Annotated in this window: 10 protein-coding genes; 7 read left to right on the forward strand and 3 right to left on the reverse strand. The window is 40.7% G+C overall.

What is annotated here, in order from left to right:
• Positions 1-63: 63 nt before the first annotated feature.
• The gene (locus KV40_RS15380) at positions 64-1713 is read left to right on the forward strand and encodes a hypothetical protein (RefSeq protein ID WP_036483222.1); all 1650 of its coding nucleotides are present in this window, start codon (positions 64-66) and stop codon (positions 1711-1713) included.
• 11 nt (positions 1714-1724) lie between these two features.
• Here KV40_RS15380 and KV40_RS15385 read toward each other — a convergent pair whose 3' ends face one another.
• Complete coding sequence (locus tag KV40_RS15385) at positions 1725-1994, reverse strand: YciI family protein (protein ID WP_036483224.1); 270 nt, start codon at positions 1992-1994, stop codon at positions 1725-1727.
• 407 nt (positions 1995-2401) lie between these two features.
• On the opposite strand from KV40_RS15385, the gene KV40_RS15390 reads away from it, so the two are divergent.
• Positions 2402-3736, forward strand: coding sequence for a DUF3500 domain-containing protein (locus tag KV40_RS15390; RefSeq protein ID WP_036483225.1), 1335 nt, complete (start codon positions 2402-2404; stop codon positions 3734-3736).
• Positions 3737-3767: 31 nt separating this feature from the next.
• Here KV40_RS15390 and KV40_RS15395 read toward each other — a convergent pair whose 3' ends face one another.
• Positions 3768-4709 (reverse strand): glycosyltransferase family 2 protein, encoded by a 942-nt coding sequence (locus KV40_RS15395; RefSeq protein WP_036483227.1) that lies wholly within the window; start codon positions 4707-4709, stop codon positions 3768-3770.
• Between the two features lie 202 nt (positions 4710-4911).
• Complete coding sequence (locus KV40_RS15400; protein WP_036483228.1) at positions 4912-6687, reverse strand: hypothetical protein; 1776 nt, start codon at positions 6685-6687, stop codon at positions 4912-4914.
• 351 nt (positions 6688-7038) lie between these two features.
• Here KV40_RS15400 and galE point away from each other — a divergent pair, with 351 nt between their 5' ends.
• The 5 genes from galE (at position 7039) to KV40_RS15430 (ending at position 15811) form a co-directional block, all read left to right on the forward strand.
• Positions 7039-8091 carry a UDP-glucose 4-epimerase GalE gene (gene galE / locus KV40_RS15405; RefSeq protein WP_081942867.1) on the forward strand — a complete coding sequence of 351 codons (1053 nt, stop codon included), beginning with the start codon at positions 7039-7041 and terminating at the stop codon, positions 8089-8091.
• A 43-nt stretch (positions 8092-8134) separates the two neighbouring features.
• Positions 8135-11782, forward strand: a complete 3648-nt coding sequence (locus KV40_RS15410; protein ID WP_052055671.1) for a polysaccharide deacetylase family protein — start codon at positions 8135-8137, stop codon at positions 11780-11782.
• A gap of 89 nt (positions 11783-11871) precedes the next feature.
• Positions 11872-13287, forward strand: a complete 1416-nt coding sequence (glmM, locus tag KV40_RS15420; protein WP_052055672.1) for a phosphoglucosamine mutase — start codon at positions 11872-11874, stop codon at positions 13285-13287.
• A 33-nt stretch (positions 13288-13320) separates the two neighbouring features.
• Positions 13321-14700, forward strand: coding sequence for a gluconeogenesis factor YvcK family protein (yvcK, locus tag KV40_RS15425; protein WP_036483233.1), 1380 nt, complete (start codon positions 13321-13323; stop codon positions 14698-14700).
• A 262-nt stretch (positions 14701-14962) separates the two neighbouring features.
• Positions 14963-15811: a DNA-formamidopyrimidine glycosylase gene (locus KV40_RS15430; RefSeq protein WP_036483276.1), complete on the forward strand. Its 849-nt coding sequence runs from the start codon at positions 14963-14965 to the stop codon at positions 15809-15811.
• The last annotated feature ends 315 nt before the right edge of the window (positions 15812-16126 follow it).

Consider the following 16126-nt stretch of genomic DNA (forward strand, 5'->3'; position numbering starts at 1 on the left):
CCTACTTATTCTCGATCGCTTCATAAATTAGATTCATAAACAAGAAAGATAAAGATAAACACTATGAAACGTTGGCAAATTTTTATTCTCAGTCTATTTTTTACCACTACTTTTAGTTTGTCTGGTTGGACATCAAATGATTTATCCCAGACAAAGGCACCGCTGTTTACTGGTATGGGAAACCATCACCATGCAATTAAAACCAAATCGAGCCAAGCACAGCGTTATTTCGACCAGGGATTAATTTTAGCCTATGGTTTTAACCATGCCGAAGCCGCTCGTTCTTTTCGCCAGGCGATCGAACTCGATGCCGATTGTGCCATGTGCCATTGGGGTTTGGCTTATGTCTTGGGATCGAATATTAATGCCCAGATGGAAGATGACAATGTTGCCGAATCTTATGGGGCTGTTCGACAAGCTTTGAAATTATCTAAAAATACTAACCAGCACGAACGAGCATATATTGAAGCTTTATCCCAACGCTATAGCGAGCTACCTGTAGAAGACCGTAGCAATCTCGATCGCGCCTATGCCGATGCTATGCGCCAAGTATCCGAGCGATATCCAGAAGATTTGGATGCGGCTACTCTTTTTGCCGAAGCTTTAATGAATACTATGCCTTGGGACTATTGGACGGAAAATAAAGAACCCAAGCCAGAAACTCAAGAAGTTATCGCTACTCTAGAATCAGTTTTACAACGCCACCCCAATCATCCAGGAGCCAATCATTTTTACATTCATGCAGTAGAAGCCGTTCATCCCGAAAAAGCGATCGCCGCTGCCGACCGCTTGAGTAATTTGGTTCCAGGTTCGGGACATTTAGTACACATGCCCTCTCATATTTATATTCGCGTAGGAAGGTATCATGATGCGGCAGTTGCCAACCAAAAAGCGATCGCCGCAGATAAAGACTATGTTACTCAGTGCCATGCACAAGGGATTTATCCCTTAGCCTATATGCCCCACAACCATCACTTTCTTTGGTTTGCTGCTACTTTAGAAGGTAATAGTCAGCTAGCCATGAGTGCGGGAAAAGATGTAGCAGCAATGGTCGAACCGCAAACGATGCGCGAACCAGGTATGGGAACATTACAACACTTCTATTCGGTGCCGCTCTATACTCTGACTCGGTTTGGCAAATGGAACGAAATTCTCGCCACACCCCAACCAGCAGCCGACTTAAAATATCCTACAGGAGTTTGGCATTATGCTAGAGGGTTGGCTTACATAGCTAAAGGTAAATTAACAAAAGCGCAACAAGAGCTACAGCAGCTTACTACCTTGGCTAACGACCCAGAACTAGAACGAGTAACTATTTGGGATATCAATACTACTCAAAGTATTTTGCAAGTCGCTACACAAGTGCTTACTGGAGAACTAGCCGCCAAACAAGGAGACTTTAAAGGAGCGATCGCGCATTTACGTCGAGCAGTTCAACTAGAAGATGCGCTTAATTATGACGAACCAGCCGATTGGTCTACTCCCACCAGACAGTATTTGGGTGCAGTTTTATTAGCTGCCAATCATCCCGCAGCAGCAGAACGAATCTACCGTGAAGATCTGGCAATTTATCCCGATAATGGCTGGTCGCTATACGGACTAATGCAGAGTCTTCAAGCACAAGGAAAAGAATCAGAAGCCAAAACAGTACGCCAGCAGTTTGAATCTACTTGGCAGTATGCAGATGTTTCTCCGACTGCTTCTAGATTTTAGTTAGCGATAGCTTAGAAAGCCTGAATCCATTCCTTTATCTCATATTCTGTCCAAATACCATTTTGCCAGTAGGGATCGGATTCGACTAGCTGGCTGACGAGCGCTTTTGCCTCCGCTTCATAGATACCAAATACCCTGGTATTGTCTTTAGTTGGACCTATAGTAATCAGCAATCCTTTTTCTTTTTGAGCCGCAAGTCCTGCAAGATGTTCTTCACGAAATGGAGAACGTTTTTCTATAGCGTTTTCGCAATAGCTACCCCACATAATGTATTTAGCCATAGTTATTTATTTTTATTGTCTGAAAAATCACTAAACAGGTATACCTTACTAAACACAAAACGCCTATGTAAAGAAAAACTAACTAGCATTTGAAAAAATAGAATCAAAGAATGTAAATAAATGTTTGCTAATAGTTATCATTAAAATTGACACAAGTCAAATAAAATGTTGCTTCAAAAAAAATTTAAGTATCGCGTTCTTACGGAAAATCCTATTAATAATACTTTGCCAAAAATAATATTTTTTCAAAAAAAGAGCTTACTTTTTTAAAATTTGAAAACTGAAATAGTATGAGTTATTGCAGAGTCGTAAAATGTTGTATGTAACAGGACATGTTGTGTTAAAAACAATTGCCTTGTCCATTTGTTTGCAACGCAAATTTATCTTAAAAAAGAACTAGCTACAAAATGAAGTTTTTTTTATTTTCTCAGTTGACTACTTTTATTTGTTTAATAACTTCAGTTTTAGTGGTTGAAAGGGTTAGTGATGCACAAAGTATTGAGGGTTTAAACCCTTTAAGCGAGCGCCGTTTTTTCTCTCAAGTAAAGACTCACGGCAATTCTCAAAACGATCTTATCGCCTTCGATTCAGAATTATCTGGATCTATTGAATCGGTACGCTATCAAGAAGTAGTAACGGCAATCCAAAATTTTCTGGCATTATTAGACGATCGGCAGCGAGCTTCCGTTGTTTTACCTTTCGAGCATCCCTATCGAACTAGAGGCTTTTGCTATGTACTGGCAAGATGTGCGGAAGATAATGTCGGTCTGCGATTGTCACAACTTAATGCCAAGCAAAAAATTGCTTTAAATAATGTATTGATGAAAAGCTATAGCAGTGCGGGTTATTCTAGAGCAATTCAAACGATGAATCGTGAAGGACTACTTCAGGAAATGGAGGATGCCTATCGCGCCGATCCCAAAAAACATCCAGTTATCGGTAGTCCTTTAGTTTCAGATTGGACACCACCACCCTATCGTAGAAGTTCTGATTATTACGTCGCTATTTTTGGAGAACCCGTCGCAGCTACCGAGCCATTGTCAGCAAATCCCTGGGGAATTCGCTTTGAAGGGCATCATCTGAGTCTAAATCTTACCTTTAATGGTTCTGGCGTACGACCGCAAATTAACGCAATGCCCATGTTTTTTGGATCTAGTCCTACAATTGTTCCCCAAAGTCCCACACCAGAAGCAGGAGAATATAGCCAATGGCACAACGAAGAAGGGCAACAGTTACTTCATCGCGAAGCCTGGCTAGCTCGCTCATTTTTACAATCTTTAGACCAACGAGCGATCGCCAGAGGAGCTTGGTCGGTTCTCCCTGATGTCGATCTGTTAGGCGGGACTGCCGTTCCCTTAGATGCAGCTAGTTATTTAGACGGGGAAAAACCAGGCATTCCAGTGGCAGAATTAACCCCCTTACAGCAACGTTTACTTTGGGATTTTGTTGACGAGTTCTGGCAAATTCAGGCTAACTCAGAAAAAATTGATGAATATGCCTTGAAACAGTCAATCGCTGATTCTCGCGTCTGGTGGTACGGCGATCGCCATGACGAACATGGGGAACTATATTTTCGCATTCAAAGCGATCGTTATCTAATCGAGCTACTCCAATCAAATACCTTTGGTTTAGTAAGCGATGATGTAGAAGCTAACCATATTCATTCTTCCTTTAGAGATTTAAAAAATGATTGGGATCGCAATTTTTTGGGCGACCATTTGAGGCAACATCATGTTCGTTAATTAGGATTTGCCAAAAAAAGTCAAAGCCAAATTAGCTATTGCCAGTTTCGATTTCTCGCTGTGCGGCATAGACTTCACGTACGTTATACCAGTTGAGAAAAATTCGTGCTACTTGTTCTGCAAGTTGGGGTGAATCACGGTCTATCAACCACTGTAATAGAGGTTTGAGGGTTTTCTCGTTGAGTTTACCTTCTAGCGAGAGTATGCCCCACAGCAGACGATGTAATAGGGTCATTTGAATCATCATTTTGACGGCAAAAGTAGGATGTTTTTGATAGAACAAAACTCCCATTCTGCCGCGCTGAATTTCTTTTTCGATCGAGTTGGGAATCTGCTCCAGGTTAAAAGCAGGATGCCAATGATAACCTACGGCTTCGGGACACTTAATTAATTTTAAATTGAGTTTTTTGAGGCGCACTCCTAATTCTAAATCTTCCCAACCATAAAGCTGAAAACCAGTATCGAACAGTCCTGCTTTTTCTAGCCATTTTTTGGCGATCGCTACATTACCCGTAGCAAAATAAGCTGCGGAAAAATCGGTAATTTTGTATGGTTCGGAGGTAGGATTATCGAAATTATTAGTATTAATTACCCAACCATAGGTAAAAACGCGATCGCTGCCGAGTTTTTGTGTTTCTGTAGTTAGAGCATTAACGTGTGCCTGTAAAAACTTTTCGGTAACAACTAAATCGCTATCGATAAAAATAATAGTATCACCTACTGCATTTTGTACTCCCAAATTTCTAGCTGCTGCCGCGCCTTGATGCTGTTGGCGGTAAACTCTAACATGAGGTAGTTGCTGTTGATGTTCGTCAATCCATGCTAAAGTTTCGTCTGTCGAACCATCATCTACCAAAACTACTTCATAATTGCTAATAAAACGGCAATCGATTTTCTGTTTTTCTAAGGCTAACAGACATTTTTTGAGTATGGGCAGACGGTTGTAAGTAGGAATGACGACACTAATGTACATTTACTTAAAGCCAACTTTAATTGAATAGAGTCTAGTTAAATTAATATATAGCAATTCTCGGTTAGGAGAGGTACATCTTGGTTTTGTTGAGTACTGCATATAGTAGTCTGTCAACTTTAAATTGAGTGGTTTGGGCAGATTTTGTTGGAATACCGTCTTAAAAGTCAACCAATTTGGACGCTTGCTTGTCTTTTTCTAGCTTTCAAGCCACGAAATGATAGATTCTTAGTTCTTCATTTTCATAATAAATCTCGCTTTGAGGATGGTTGTGTCGGTAGGCTTCGCACATTTGTAAGGCTTCATATTCGAGGCTAGCTCGCCCTGCTGAAGAACGATAGTAACGATAGGTGCGATCGCTCAAAATAGAGTTAGGAAGAATTTCTGGTTCGGTAGCAAAAGTAACAAAAGGAACTTTTTCAACATAAATAAATAGATGTTCGCCAGAAATAGGAAAGTTAAATTCTGCTTGTTCTGCTTTTGAGGAGTATTTCTCGACAAACTGAGCTAAGTCTTCGTACCAGCCAGAGCCATAAATTTCGGCTAGTTGCTCGGCAGGACCTACTAAAGTCCAGCTTTGACGAGGAAAAAACTGAGTTAACTCTAAACTTTTACGAGCGGTAATCTCGTATTCTAGATAGGTGCATTTGGGTGGCAATGGTAGTAAAAAATTGACGGCTAAAGCACAAGCTAATGCCAAACAAAATTGCTCTGACCATTTACCTAATATAAAACTTACCGATTCTGCGATCGCCAAAAATAATAATCCTATTAACAAACTAAATCCTACGGGTAGGGTCAACAAAAAATTTTTTGCCCAGCTAAATTCTCCTTGAGGTATTGCAGCTAATACACCTAACACTACCCAGGCGATCGAAACTGCTGTCAATGCCAGTCTACGTCCGCCAATAAGCCCAATAGAAGCAGCGATCGCCAAAACGAGTAATATTGGTGAGGTTAGAGCTACCAAAAGCAAAGCACATAAGAGATTAAGCCAAAAAATTGCTTTTCGCCTGTGTCTTTTAGCAGTATTAAAGTAATACCCTATGCTAAGTAAGACAAAAATTACTCCTAGTTCTAATTCGCTGCCAGTCCACTGACGAATTTGAGATGCGTTAAGAGTTTCAATAATTGCCATTCCCCATGAGGCGATCGATTCTGGAAATGCTTCTGGTATTGTCAGTTCCCAGGTAAAAAGATATGCACCCAGGGCAAACATAGCTACCAAAGTAGCATAGGTATTTTTAGCCATAACACGCAGACAATAGCCAAGACTTAGCACCATTAAAATTCCTAAAATCGCTCCTAAAAAGCGAATCACCTGCATTGGCTCAATCGAACCTAATAAAGAAATTGCTGCTGCTATAGTTGGAAATACGGGCAAGCGAGCGGTGTCAGGATAATAACCTGAAAGAATTTGACGAGTTGTTAGTAGAGAGCCATAGCTATCGGGATGGCTGAAGCGAAGCTCTAGTAGCGGATACTGCCAGCGTAATAAACAAGCAAAGCTCAAAACTACTGCGATCGATAAAACAACTAACATTCCCTGGCGTGCTACAGCTTCAAGAGCATTGTTAGCACCATATTTAACTGACTGCCAGCTTTTGCTTGCGGTTTTTTTTATTGTCTCAAACGATATTCCACTATCTAAAACATCTATTAAGCCAAGCAACCATTTTTGTCCGACTCGTAGAGCGTATTCTTGAGAACGCCTACCGTGACTCTCTAAATAGTTTGAAAACAAAAAGCAGCAGTACAGTAAGGTGAGGGTTAGCCAATTCAACAGATGTAAAAAACTCAAACCCAAAACTCCTGCGATCGCAACTAGCATCGTACGCGACCAAATTCCCACTATCTGGCTTGCGCAAAACTCTCGCTCATCGCTCAAAGAAGTTTTAATTGGCAGCCAACAAAACAAAATGAAGAAAATCGTGACTGTCCAAAAAGCAGTAAGTATATCGAAAATAAAAGCTTGTTTCATTAAGCTGACAACGATTGTATGGCTTTAACAGAATAGTTTATTTACTAATTTACAAATATAGTTTGAATATTGTATAAAACTATCTAATATTTTTATAAAACTTGAGCAAAGATTTTACTGTAAAATACATTTTATTTTTAACTATTAGACTAAGGTATAAGTAAAGCAACCGTTTTAAAAACTTAAAAGCCTCGTTTTGTAAAACTTTTGATTTTTAACTTTTGACTTTTGCGTAGCGGTAATAGTTGCTTTTCCATTTCTTGATTAAGAATTTATTGTATCTTGATGTAATTGCTCTTTTTTTGAGACAAACTAGCAATTGAAATATATAAAAACTCTTAAATAAATTCTATGAAAAGAAAAGTTTTAGTTACTGGTGGTGCTGGTTATATCGGTTCTCACGCAGTACGGCAATTAGGTGAAGCTGGTTATGACGTAGTGGTTTATGATAATCTTTCTACTGGTTCTGTCGAAGCGGTTTTACACGGCAATCTAATTGTAGGAGATTTAAACGATATACAGACTTTGGAAACAGTATTCAGCCAACATAAATTTGATGCTGTTTTGCATTTTGCTGCTAGCATTTCCGTACCAGAATCTGTTGCCAATCCTCTAGCTTATTATGCTAATAACACTAGAAATACTCTGAATTTATTGCACTGCTGTCAAAAATTTGGAGTTAATAAACTTGTCTTTTCCAGCACTGCTGCTGTTTATGGAGAACCACAAGAAAACCCAGTTAGTGAAGCTTGTGCGACAGAACCAATTAATCCTTATGGTCGCTCTAAATTAATGAGCGAATGCATGATTCGCGACTATGGATTGAGTTCCGATTTTAAATATGTCATTTTACGTTACTTTAATGTGGCTGGTGCAGATTTAGCAGGTAGAATCGGTCAATCTTCGCCTAAAGCCAGCCACCTGATTAGAATGGCTTGCGATGCAGCTTTAGGACTTCGTCCTGCGGTTAGTATCTTTGGTACGGATTTCGACACACCCGATGGTACTGGTATTCGCGACTACATTCACGTTGAAGATTTAGCTGCGGCACATATCGATGCTTTACGTTATTTAGAAGCAGACGGCGATAGTCAAATTTTTAACTGTGGTTACGGACAGGGTTACAGCGTCTGCGAAGTCATAAACGAGTTAAAGAAAATATCTAGTATAGATTTTCACGTTGTTGAAGCAGAAAGACGTGAAGGAGATCCTGCTTGTGTGATTGCCTGTGGCGATCGCCTGCGTCAAATTTTAGGCTGGCAGCCTCGATACAACGATTTGAGCATTATTTTAAGCACTGCTTTTACCTGGGAAATGAAGAAGTTGCAAAAATCGCAATCTTTAGAGTTATTCAAAGAGCAATTAGAACGCCAACATTATCAATTAATTTCCTCAAATAATTAATAATTCGACCGCGATTTTTTTTAAATAAAATATTTTACTAACTATGAATAATCTTATAAATTCCCAACTTTTATTTCCTCTCAATACAGCTTTAGTAACAGCTATAAAAGATGCTTTCAAACAGCTTCGTAGTTTGTATCGAGAACCAGATTTTCTCCAAAAAATCGAGTTGGCTTTTGGCGATCGCTGGAATGAAGATCGGGCTGAAGCTATGGTCAAAGATTTAATTACAGGTAAAAATCTACCCGAATTTAAACTTACAACTTCGGCAACCTTAAACGGCGGTAACGGAGCTTTCGATCGCGCTAATAATACTATTTATATATCTCAAGAATTTCTAGTTAAAAATGTAAATAACTCTCAGGCAATTACTAACTTGCTTTTAGAAGAGGTCGGTCACTATTTGGATAGTCAGCTTAACGCTACCGACAGCACAGGAGATGAAGGAGCAATTTTTGCCGCGATCGCTCAAAATAAAGAACTATCAGAGTCAGAGCTATCTGCTTTAAAAACTGAAAACGATACTGCGACAATTCTGGTTGACGGTAAAGAAACCACTGTAGAGCTAAATGCAGCCTATGGCAACATTACCCTCGATGGAAACTTAAGTGACTGGACGCAAAGCGATCGCCTGGACTATTTGCCAGGAACGGGACAGGCTGGATATGAAATTTACGGCAAACTAATAGAAGATGCTTACGTATTTGCCATTAAATCTGACAGTACGGCAATAGGCGCGGGTACTACCGTCTGGCTTAATAGCGATCGCAATAATAGTACGGGTTATCAAATTTGGGGTTCTCTAGGAGGTGCAGAATATAACGTTAACTTTTTCAGCGACAATAAACCCTATCTCTATACTGGTGCAGCAGGAGAAAACTATGTTGGTGCTTTAAATAGTGCTGCCAGCGACAACGGAAAAATCGTAGAGTTTGCCATACCAGTGTCGCAATTAAATGGTGCATCTGGCGCGATCGATGTCTTAATTGATGTCAATAACCAAGTATTCTTACCAGGAAGCTATGACGCTCAAAAATACAGTATTTTTGGCGATAAATCTCTGCCTACTCGCACCGATGAGAGTAAAAAAATAGGAATTGTTTATTCTCAAGCTACTGCCGACCAGTTTTTCGGACTAGATACAGACATCAACCGCACTGCCTATTCGCAGTTATTTATGTCCATACAGGAAGAAGCAATCATGTCTGGCGTTCCCTTCGATCTATTAACCGAAGAAGATCTTAAGGATATTAATAAGCTAGCCAACTACGATACTTTAGTCTTTCCTGCCATTCGCAACGTTAACAAAGCAGATGTTCGAGCAATTCAAGACACCTTAACCGATGCCGTATATCAGTATGGTATTGGCATCGTCGCCGCAGGTGACTTTATGACCAATGACGAAACGGGAGCTTTGTTACCAGGCGATCCCTACAGTCGTATGAAAACTATATTAGGTCTCAAGCCTACTGCCTTTGGTTCTGGAAGTAATGTTACTCTTACCGCAGACAATACTCATCCTGTTACCCAAGGATATGTTGCTAATGAAACTATTCGCAACTATCAAGGAATTGGTTGGGCTGCTTATGAAAGTGTCGATATCAATAAAAGTCCAGTTACTACTTTAGTCGATCAGACTATCAACGGTCAGACATACAATGCAGTAGTTACCACCCAAACTGGCGGACGCAACGTACACTTTGCCACTACTAGTTATTTGGGAGACAACAACCTCGCTTGGGAAGCACTACGTTGGTCTACCTACGATACCAAACCTACTGTAAATCTGAGTTTGACGCGTAACAATTCACTGTTCCTATCGCGTAATGATATGGATCGCTCGCAAGAGTCATACACTATAAAACCTGAAGATGGTTCTGCTGGAATTTACGATAAAATGTTGCCCATTTTAGACCAGTGGAAGACCGATTTTAATTTTGTTGGCTCTTACTATATCAACATTGGCGACAATGTAGAAACTGGTAACTATACAGATTGGACTATTTCTAAACCATATTATGAGGCTTTATTAGCAGCAGGTAACGAGATTGGCACTCATTCTTACACCCATTTAGAAGAATATGCTAATTACAGTACTCCTAACAATACCAATTTTGCCACCCCCGCACAGCTAGAGTTTGAATTCAACCAATCCAAACAGATTATCGAACAGCAGTTGGGAATTAAAGTATCTGGTGCTGCTTTACCAGGCGCGCCCGAACAGCTACCTACTGCATTAGAAATTGCCCAATACTTTGATTACATTACAGGTGGTTATGCTGGTGTCGGTGCTGGCTATCCTGGTGGTTTTGGTTACTTGCAGCCAGGTCAAGAGCAGGTTTACTTTGCTCCCAATCTCTACTTTGACTTTACCTTAATCGAATATGGTATTCCCCTTCGAGTTGAAAATAATGGGATTGTTACCTATGTTCCCCAACCTCTAAGTGCTGCCGAAGCTCAAGCTGAGTGGATTCGTCAGTATAAAGAAGTTACCAGTCATGGCAACAAGCCAATCGTACTAATGCCCTGGCACGATTACGGTCCAACCAATTGGGATAATGCTGGTTATACCCAGGAAATGTTTGCAGCTTTAATCAAAGAAGCTTATAACGATGGAGCCGAGTTCGCCACTCTCGAAGATACTAGCCAACGCATTCAAGCTTTCGAGCAGTCAAAACTATTTATCGAAACTTCTGGTAATACCATTACCGCAGAAGTCATCGCTTCTGGTGTTGGTAACTTTGGTTTGGATGTTAGCAATGCGAGCGATCGCGTCATTCAAAGTGTCGATAACTGGTACGCTTACGATAGCGATACCGTCTTTCTACCCACCAACGGCGGCAAATTTACGATTAATTTGGGTACTACTCAAGATAACGTTACCCGCATTACCAAACTGCCCATGCGTGCCGAATTACTAAATCTTACTGGTAATGGATCTACATTAGAATACACCATTGCTGGTGAAGGTTCGGTAGCCCTACAAATAGCTAATCCCGAACTAGCAAGTATTATCGGTGGCGATCGCGTCAGTCTAAAAGGCAATGTCGCGCAAATGAGCTTCGATCGCATCGCACAGCATAAAGGTCGCGTTGTAATGGCTACTTCAGGCAGCGATCGCTTAGAAGGTGAAGCAGGTCAAGATATTCTTGCTGGTCATGACGGTAACGATAATCTTATTGGTAACGGTGGTAATGATGTCCTCAATGGCGGTTCGGGTAACGATGTAATTGTCGGCGTAGACGCTAACGCTATACTCCCTGGAACGAACGAGATCGATACCATGTCTGGTGGTTTGGGTGCAGATCGATTTGTACTCGGAAGCCGTAACAAAGCTTTCTACAATGACGGAGTTAGTAGCAATTTAGGTATCAATGGACTAATTGGTTCTTCATGGTTATCCAATCTCTTCTTAACCAGAAACAATAATAGATTTGAGCTAAGATATTCGCCCAATCGTCCTGTTACAGGATTAGATGACTACGCGCTTATCTCTGATTTCTCATCGGCACAAGGTGATGTCATTCAACTAGGCGGCAATATATTTAACTATAGTCTGGGTGCTGTACCGACTGGATTACCTGAAGGCAAGGCGGTCTTTATGAATACCAATGAAGGCAACGAACTAATAGCCATCGTCCAAGGAGAAAACAACCTCAATCTTTGGAGCCGTAGCTTCCAGTTTAGTTAGAAAAGCAAACTGTATTTACCAAACAAGTTTGCTAAAGACTTTACTGTTCGTAAGTTTGAAACGATTGTCTAACGACTAACTACGCAACTATGATTAAAACATATTCTTTAAATAAACAAATTCAAACCGCAGATCTCTCCCTACCAGCAACTTCTTTATTTGGTACGGATGGCATTAGGGGCAAAGTAGGCGAACTTTTGACCGCACCCCTAGCCTTTCAAGTCGGATTTTGGGCGGGGCAGGTATTGCAAACTAACTACTCTCTATCTGCTCCTATAATTCTCGGTCAAGATTCTAGAAACTCTAGCAATATGCTGGCAATGGCACTTGCTGAAGGTCTAAATGCCGCAGGAGTAGAAGTCTGGCATCTTGGCTTATGTCCTACACCTGCTGTGGCATATCTAACCAATACTCTAGACGCAATTGGCGGTGTAATGATTTCTGCCAGTCACAATCCTCCTGAAGATAATGGCATCAAGTTTTTTGGTGCCGATGGACTTAAGCTAACTTCTAAACTTCAAGAACTTATTGAGACTGGAGTAAGAGGAAACTGGGAACCACAAAGCGATCTTTTATATCGAGGTCGTCAATATTATCGTCCACAACTTTTAAAACAATACGTCAACTCACTACAGCAACCCCTATTGAATCAGATCGACCTAAAGGGAATGCGAATTGTCTTAGATTTGGCCTGGGGTGCAGCCGTAAATCTCGCGCCAAAAGTCTTTCAAACAATGGGTGCTGAAGTAATATGTCTTCATAACCACGCCGATGGCGATCGCATTAATGTTGACTGCGGCTCTACTCATTTACTTCCCTTACAAACTGCGGTCATCCAACATCAAGCCGATTTAGGCTTTGCTTTTGATGGCGATGCCGACCGAGTAATGGCGGTAGATAGCAAGGGAAGAGTTGTCGATGGCGATTATATTTTGTATTTCTGGGGTCAGACTCTCCGTCAACGGCAACAGTTACCAGAAAACACTATTATCTCTACGGTAATGGCAAACCTGGGTTTCGAGCGAGCTTGGGAACGCTTGGGAGGCAAATTGGTCAGAACGGCTGTAGGCGATCGCTACGTTCAGGCTGAGATGATGCGTTCTGGTGCAGTATTAGGGGGCGAACAGTCTGGACATATACTCTGTTCTCACCACGGCGTTTCTGGGGATGGTTTACTTACGGCATTACATTTGGCGGCATCGGTAAAGCAACAAGGCAACTCGTTAAGTGAAATGGTAGATTGCAGCTTTCAAACCTATCCCCAACTGCTAAAAAACGTTCGAGTCGAAGATCGCCAACATCGCCTAAACTGGCAAAACTGCGACAAACTACAACAGGCAATCGCTAAAGCTAAAACCGCAATGGGAAATAGCGGCAGGGTTTTGGTTCGCGCCTCTGGTACCGAACCCGTAATTCGAGTTATGGTCGAAGCCGAAAGTGCCGATCTAGCTACTTACTGGACGACAAATTTAGTTCGGGCGATCGAGCAGCATTTTTTAGTTTAAAAAATATTTGATTAATTCTATTGGTGAACGCTTATGTTAGTTGATACTTTAAGATCGAGACAAGAGATACTATCAACAGCAACCTTGGCAGCTAAATATAAAGGTGTCTCCAAGGGACTAAACTTCTACTATAAATGGCTGGTACCTGGGCTATTAGTAAAACGTTGGTTAATTATTAGTAGTTTGGGAGTCTTACTTACCAGTTTAGGAGCATTTGCTTTACTCAAGCTAACGCACATTTTTGACTTTGCTGTTGCAGTCTATAGCGCGCTCGCACCAGTAACTCAAATCATCCCTGTCTATATGTCAGGAGTTATAGCGATCGCTATTGGTCTGTATTTATTTAGCTACGGTCAAACTCATGCTGCTAATTCAGTTATCGAAGTACTCCAACCAGAAAGCGATCGCCAGTTAATCGATCTGTTAATCGCACGTCGTCACAAACATCAAGGAGCAAAAATTGTTGCTATTGGCGGGGGAACGGGACTTTCCAACTTATTACGGGGACTAAAGCCATACAGCAGTAATATTACTGCTATTGTCACCGTAGCCGACGATGGCGGTTCGTCGGGAAGACTGAGAGAAGAAATTGGCGTATTGCCTCCTGGAGATATCCGCAACTGTATTGCTGCTTTAGCAAAAGAAGAAAATTTACTTACAGAATTATTTCAATATCGCTTTCAAGCTGGCGAAGGTCTAAAAGGACATAGCTTTGGTAATTTATTTCTAACGGCAATGAGCGAAATAACTGGAGATTTAGAACGAGCGGTTATGGCTAGTTCTAAAGTTTTAGACGTACGAGGAAGAGTTTTGCCAGCAACTCTCAGCGATGTTCATTTATGGGCAGAACTGGATACGGGAGAACTGGTTGTAGGAGAATCAAAAATTACCGAAACTCAAGGACAAATTAAGCAAATTGGCTGCCTTCCTGCCAATCCACCAGGGCTTCCTGCGGCAATTAAGGCGATTGAGGAAGCAGACTGTATCGTTATCGGTCCTGGCAGTCTCTATACTAGTATTATTCCCAACCTACTAGTTCCAGAAATAAGAAATGCGATTGCCAAAGCTAAAGTTCCTAAAATATATGTCTGCAACATTATGTCTCAGCCAGGTGAAACAGAAGGTTACAGCGTCTGCGATCATATTGAAGCGATCGATCGCATTTGTAGACAAAAACTGTTTGACACTGTACTAGTCAATCGCAGCATTCCTTCTTTGGAGTCATTGCTAGAGTACGCCAGAGAAAATTCTCATCCCGTTGTTTTCGATCGCGAGAAAGTTTTTAGTTCGGGTCGTCAAATTATTTTGGCTGATGTCTTACAAGAAGATCGTCAAACCAAGTATATCCGTCACGATTTTCAACAGCTAGCAAAAGTTATCTTACGACATCTACGGCATTTCTCAATCGGATGAGCTTAACTTTGCAACTTTGTATCTGTCATATTTTGACCGTAACTTGTTGGAGATAAAATCGCATTTTTCAAGCTCTCTCCGATTGCAAAAATCATAATTTTTGGATGCAGTAAGGCTGTTGGCGATCGCAATAGATAAAACCATAATCTTATTTTTTAAAGTATTTTATTTAATTTATAGAGCGAGAAAGACTAGAGAAATTTTTACTTGGCGTTCTTCTGGCATAATTTATAATGTCTGCATTTGTAGAAGAAGATTAATTTTGCCAGAACTTCCAGAAGTAGAAACCGTCCGTCGAGGCTTAAATAACTTAACTTTAGACCAACCGATCGCAGGTACGGCAGTATTATTGCCTAGAACACTGGCTTATCCTACTTCTGTAACAGAATTTCAAGAAAATCTTACAGGAAAAGCGATCGCCTCATGGAACAGACGAGGTAAATATTTACTGGCACAGCTAAAAACTGATTCTTTAGAATCTGCTGGCTGGTTGGGAGTTCATCTTCGTATGACAGGTCAGCTACTTTGGTTGAAAACAGACACGGACTTGCAAAAGCACACTCGCATTCGCCTTTTTTTTCCTCATAACTACGAATTGCGTTTTGTCGATACCCGCACCTTTGGTAAATTTTGGCTGGTTCCGCCTTACGTACCTCCAGAAAATATCGTTACTGGTTTACAGAAATTGGGACCCGAACCTTTCGACCCCAATTTTTCAGTAGACTATTTGGCAGCTAAATTAGCTAATCGTCGTCGCTACATCAAAACGCTCTTATTAGACCAAGCAATTGTAGCTGGAATTGGTAATATTTATGCCGATGAAGCATTGTTTAAAAGTGGTATCAAACCCGATACTGTTGCTGTCGATCTAACCCCAGACAAGCTCGATCGGTTACATCAAGCAATTACTACAGTTCTCAAAACTTCAATAGATCGAGGTGGTACTACCTTTAGTGATTTTCTTAACTTATTAGGGGTAAGCGGTAACTATGGTGATGCAGCTTTAGTCTATGGCAGATCTGGCAAACCTTGTCGCGTTTGTGGTACTGCGATCGCAAAAATTAAACTGGCAGGGCGCTCTTCACATTTTTGTCCCTACTGTCAAACTTAAATTAAATTCGATAGAAGCAAAACATAACAAATATTTTACATATAAATATTTCAATTTGTACCTATGAAACAAGGCGATTGCCTTGTTTTTTTTGTTGGCTTTGATTCTCACATTTTCGGGTGACACCGATCGCAATTTTTTAAAACTTCACATTTTATAACAGAACCATCAAGACAGAAACATTTAGTTAATTCAAGCTTTTTTTTATTGCCAAAAAAGGTTTGTGCAAAAGTTATAGGTAAAAATAATGGCAAAAAATTCTAGTACTAAATCTGAAAAAGTTGAGTTTGATTTTAGAACTTCAGCCACTTGGCC

The sequence above is a fragment of the Myxosarcina sp. GI1 genome, from assembly GCF_000756305.1.
GTDB lineage: Bacteria > Cyanobacteriota > Cyanobacteriia > Cyanobacteriales > Xenococcaceae > Myxosarcina.

Excerpts from the sequence above, each read along its gene's own strand:
- KV40_RS15380 (WP_036483222.1), top strand. The coding sequence starts at position 64 with ATGAAACGTTGGCAAATTTTTATTCTCAGTCTATTTTTTACCACTACT.
- KV40_RS15385 (WP_036483224.1), bottom strand. The coding sequence starts at position 1,994 with ATGGCTAAATACATTATGTGGGGTAGCTATTGCGAAAACGCTATAGAA.
- KV40_RS15390 (WP_036483225.1), top strand. The coding sequence starts at position 2,402 with ATGAAGTTTTTTTTATTTTCTCAGTTGACTACTTTTATTTGTTTAATA.
- KV40_RS15395 (WP_036483227.1), bottom strand. The coding sequence starts at position 4,709 with ATGTACATTAGTGTCGTCATTCCTACTTACAACCGTCTGCCCATACTC.
- KV40_RS15400 (WP_036483228.1), bottom strand. The coding sequence starts at position 6,687 with ATGAAACAAGCTTTTATTTTCGATATACTTACTGCTTTTTGGACAGTC.
- galE (WP_081942867.1), top strand. The coding sequence starts at position 7,039 with ATGAAAAGAAAAGTTTTAGTTACTGGTGGTGCTGGTTATATCGGTTCT.
- KV40_RS15410 (WP_052055671.1), top strand. The coding sequence starts at position 8,135 with ATGAATAATCTTATAAATTCCCAACTTTTATTTCCTCTCAATACAGCT.
- glmM (WP_052055672.1), top strand. The coding sequence starts at position 11,872 with ATGATTAAAACATATTCTTTAAATAAACAAATTCAAACCGCAGATCTC.
- yvcK (WP_036483233.1), top strand. The coding sequence starts at position 13,321 with ATGTTAGTTGATACTTTAAGATCGAGACAAGAGATACTATCAACAGCA.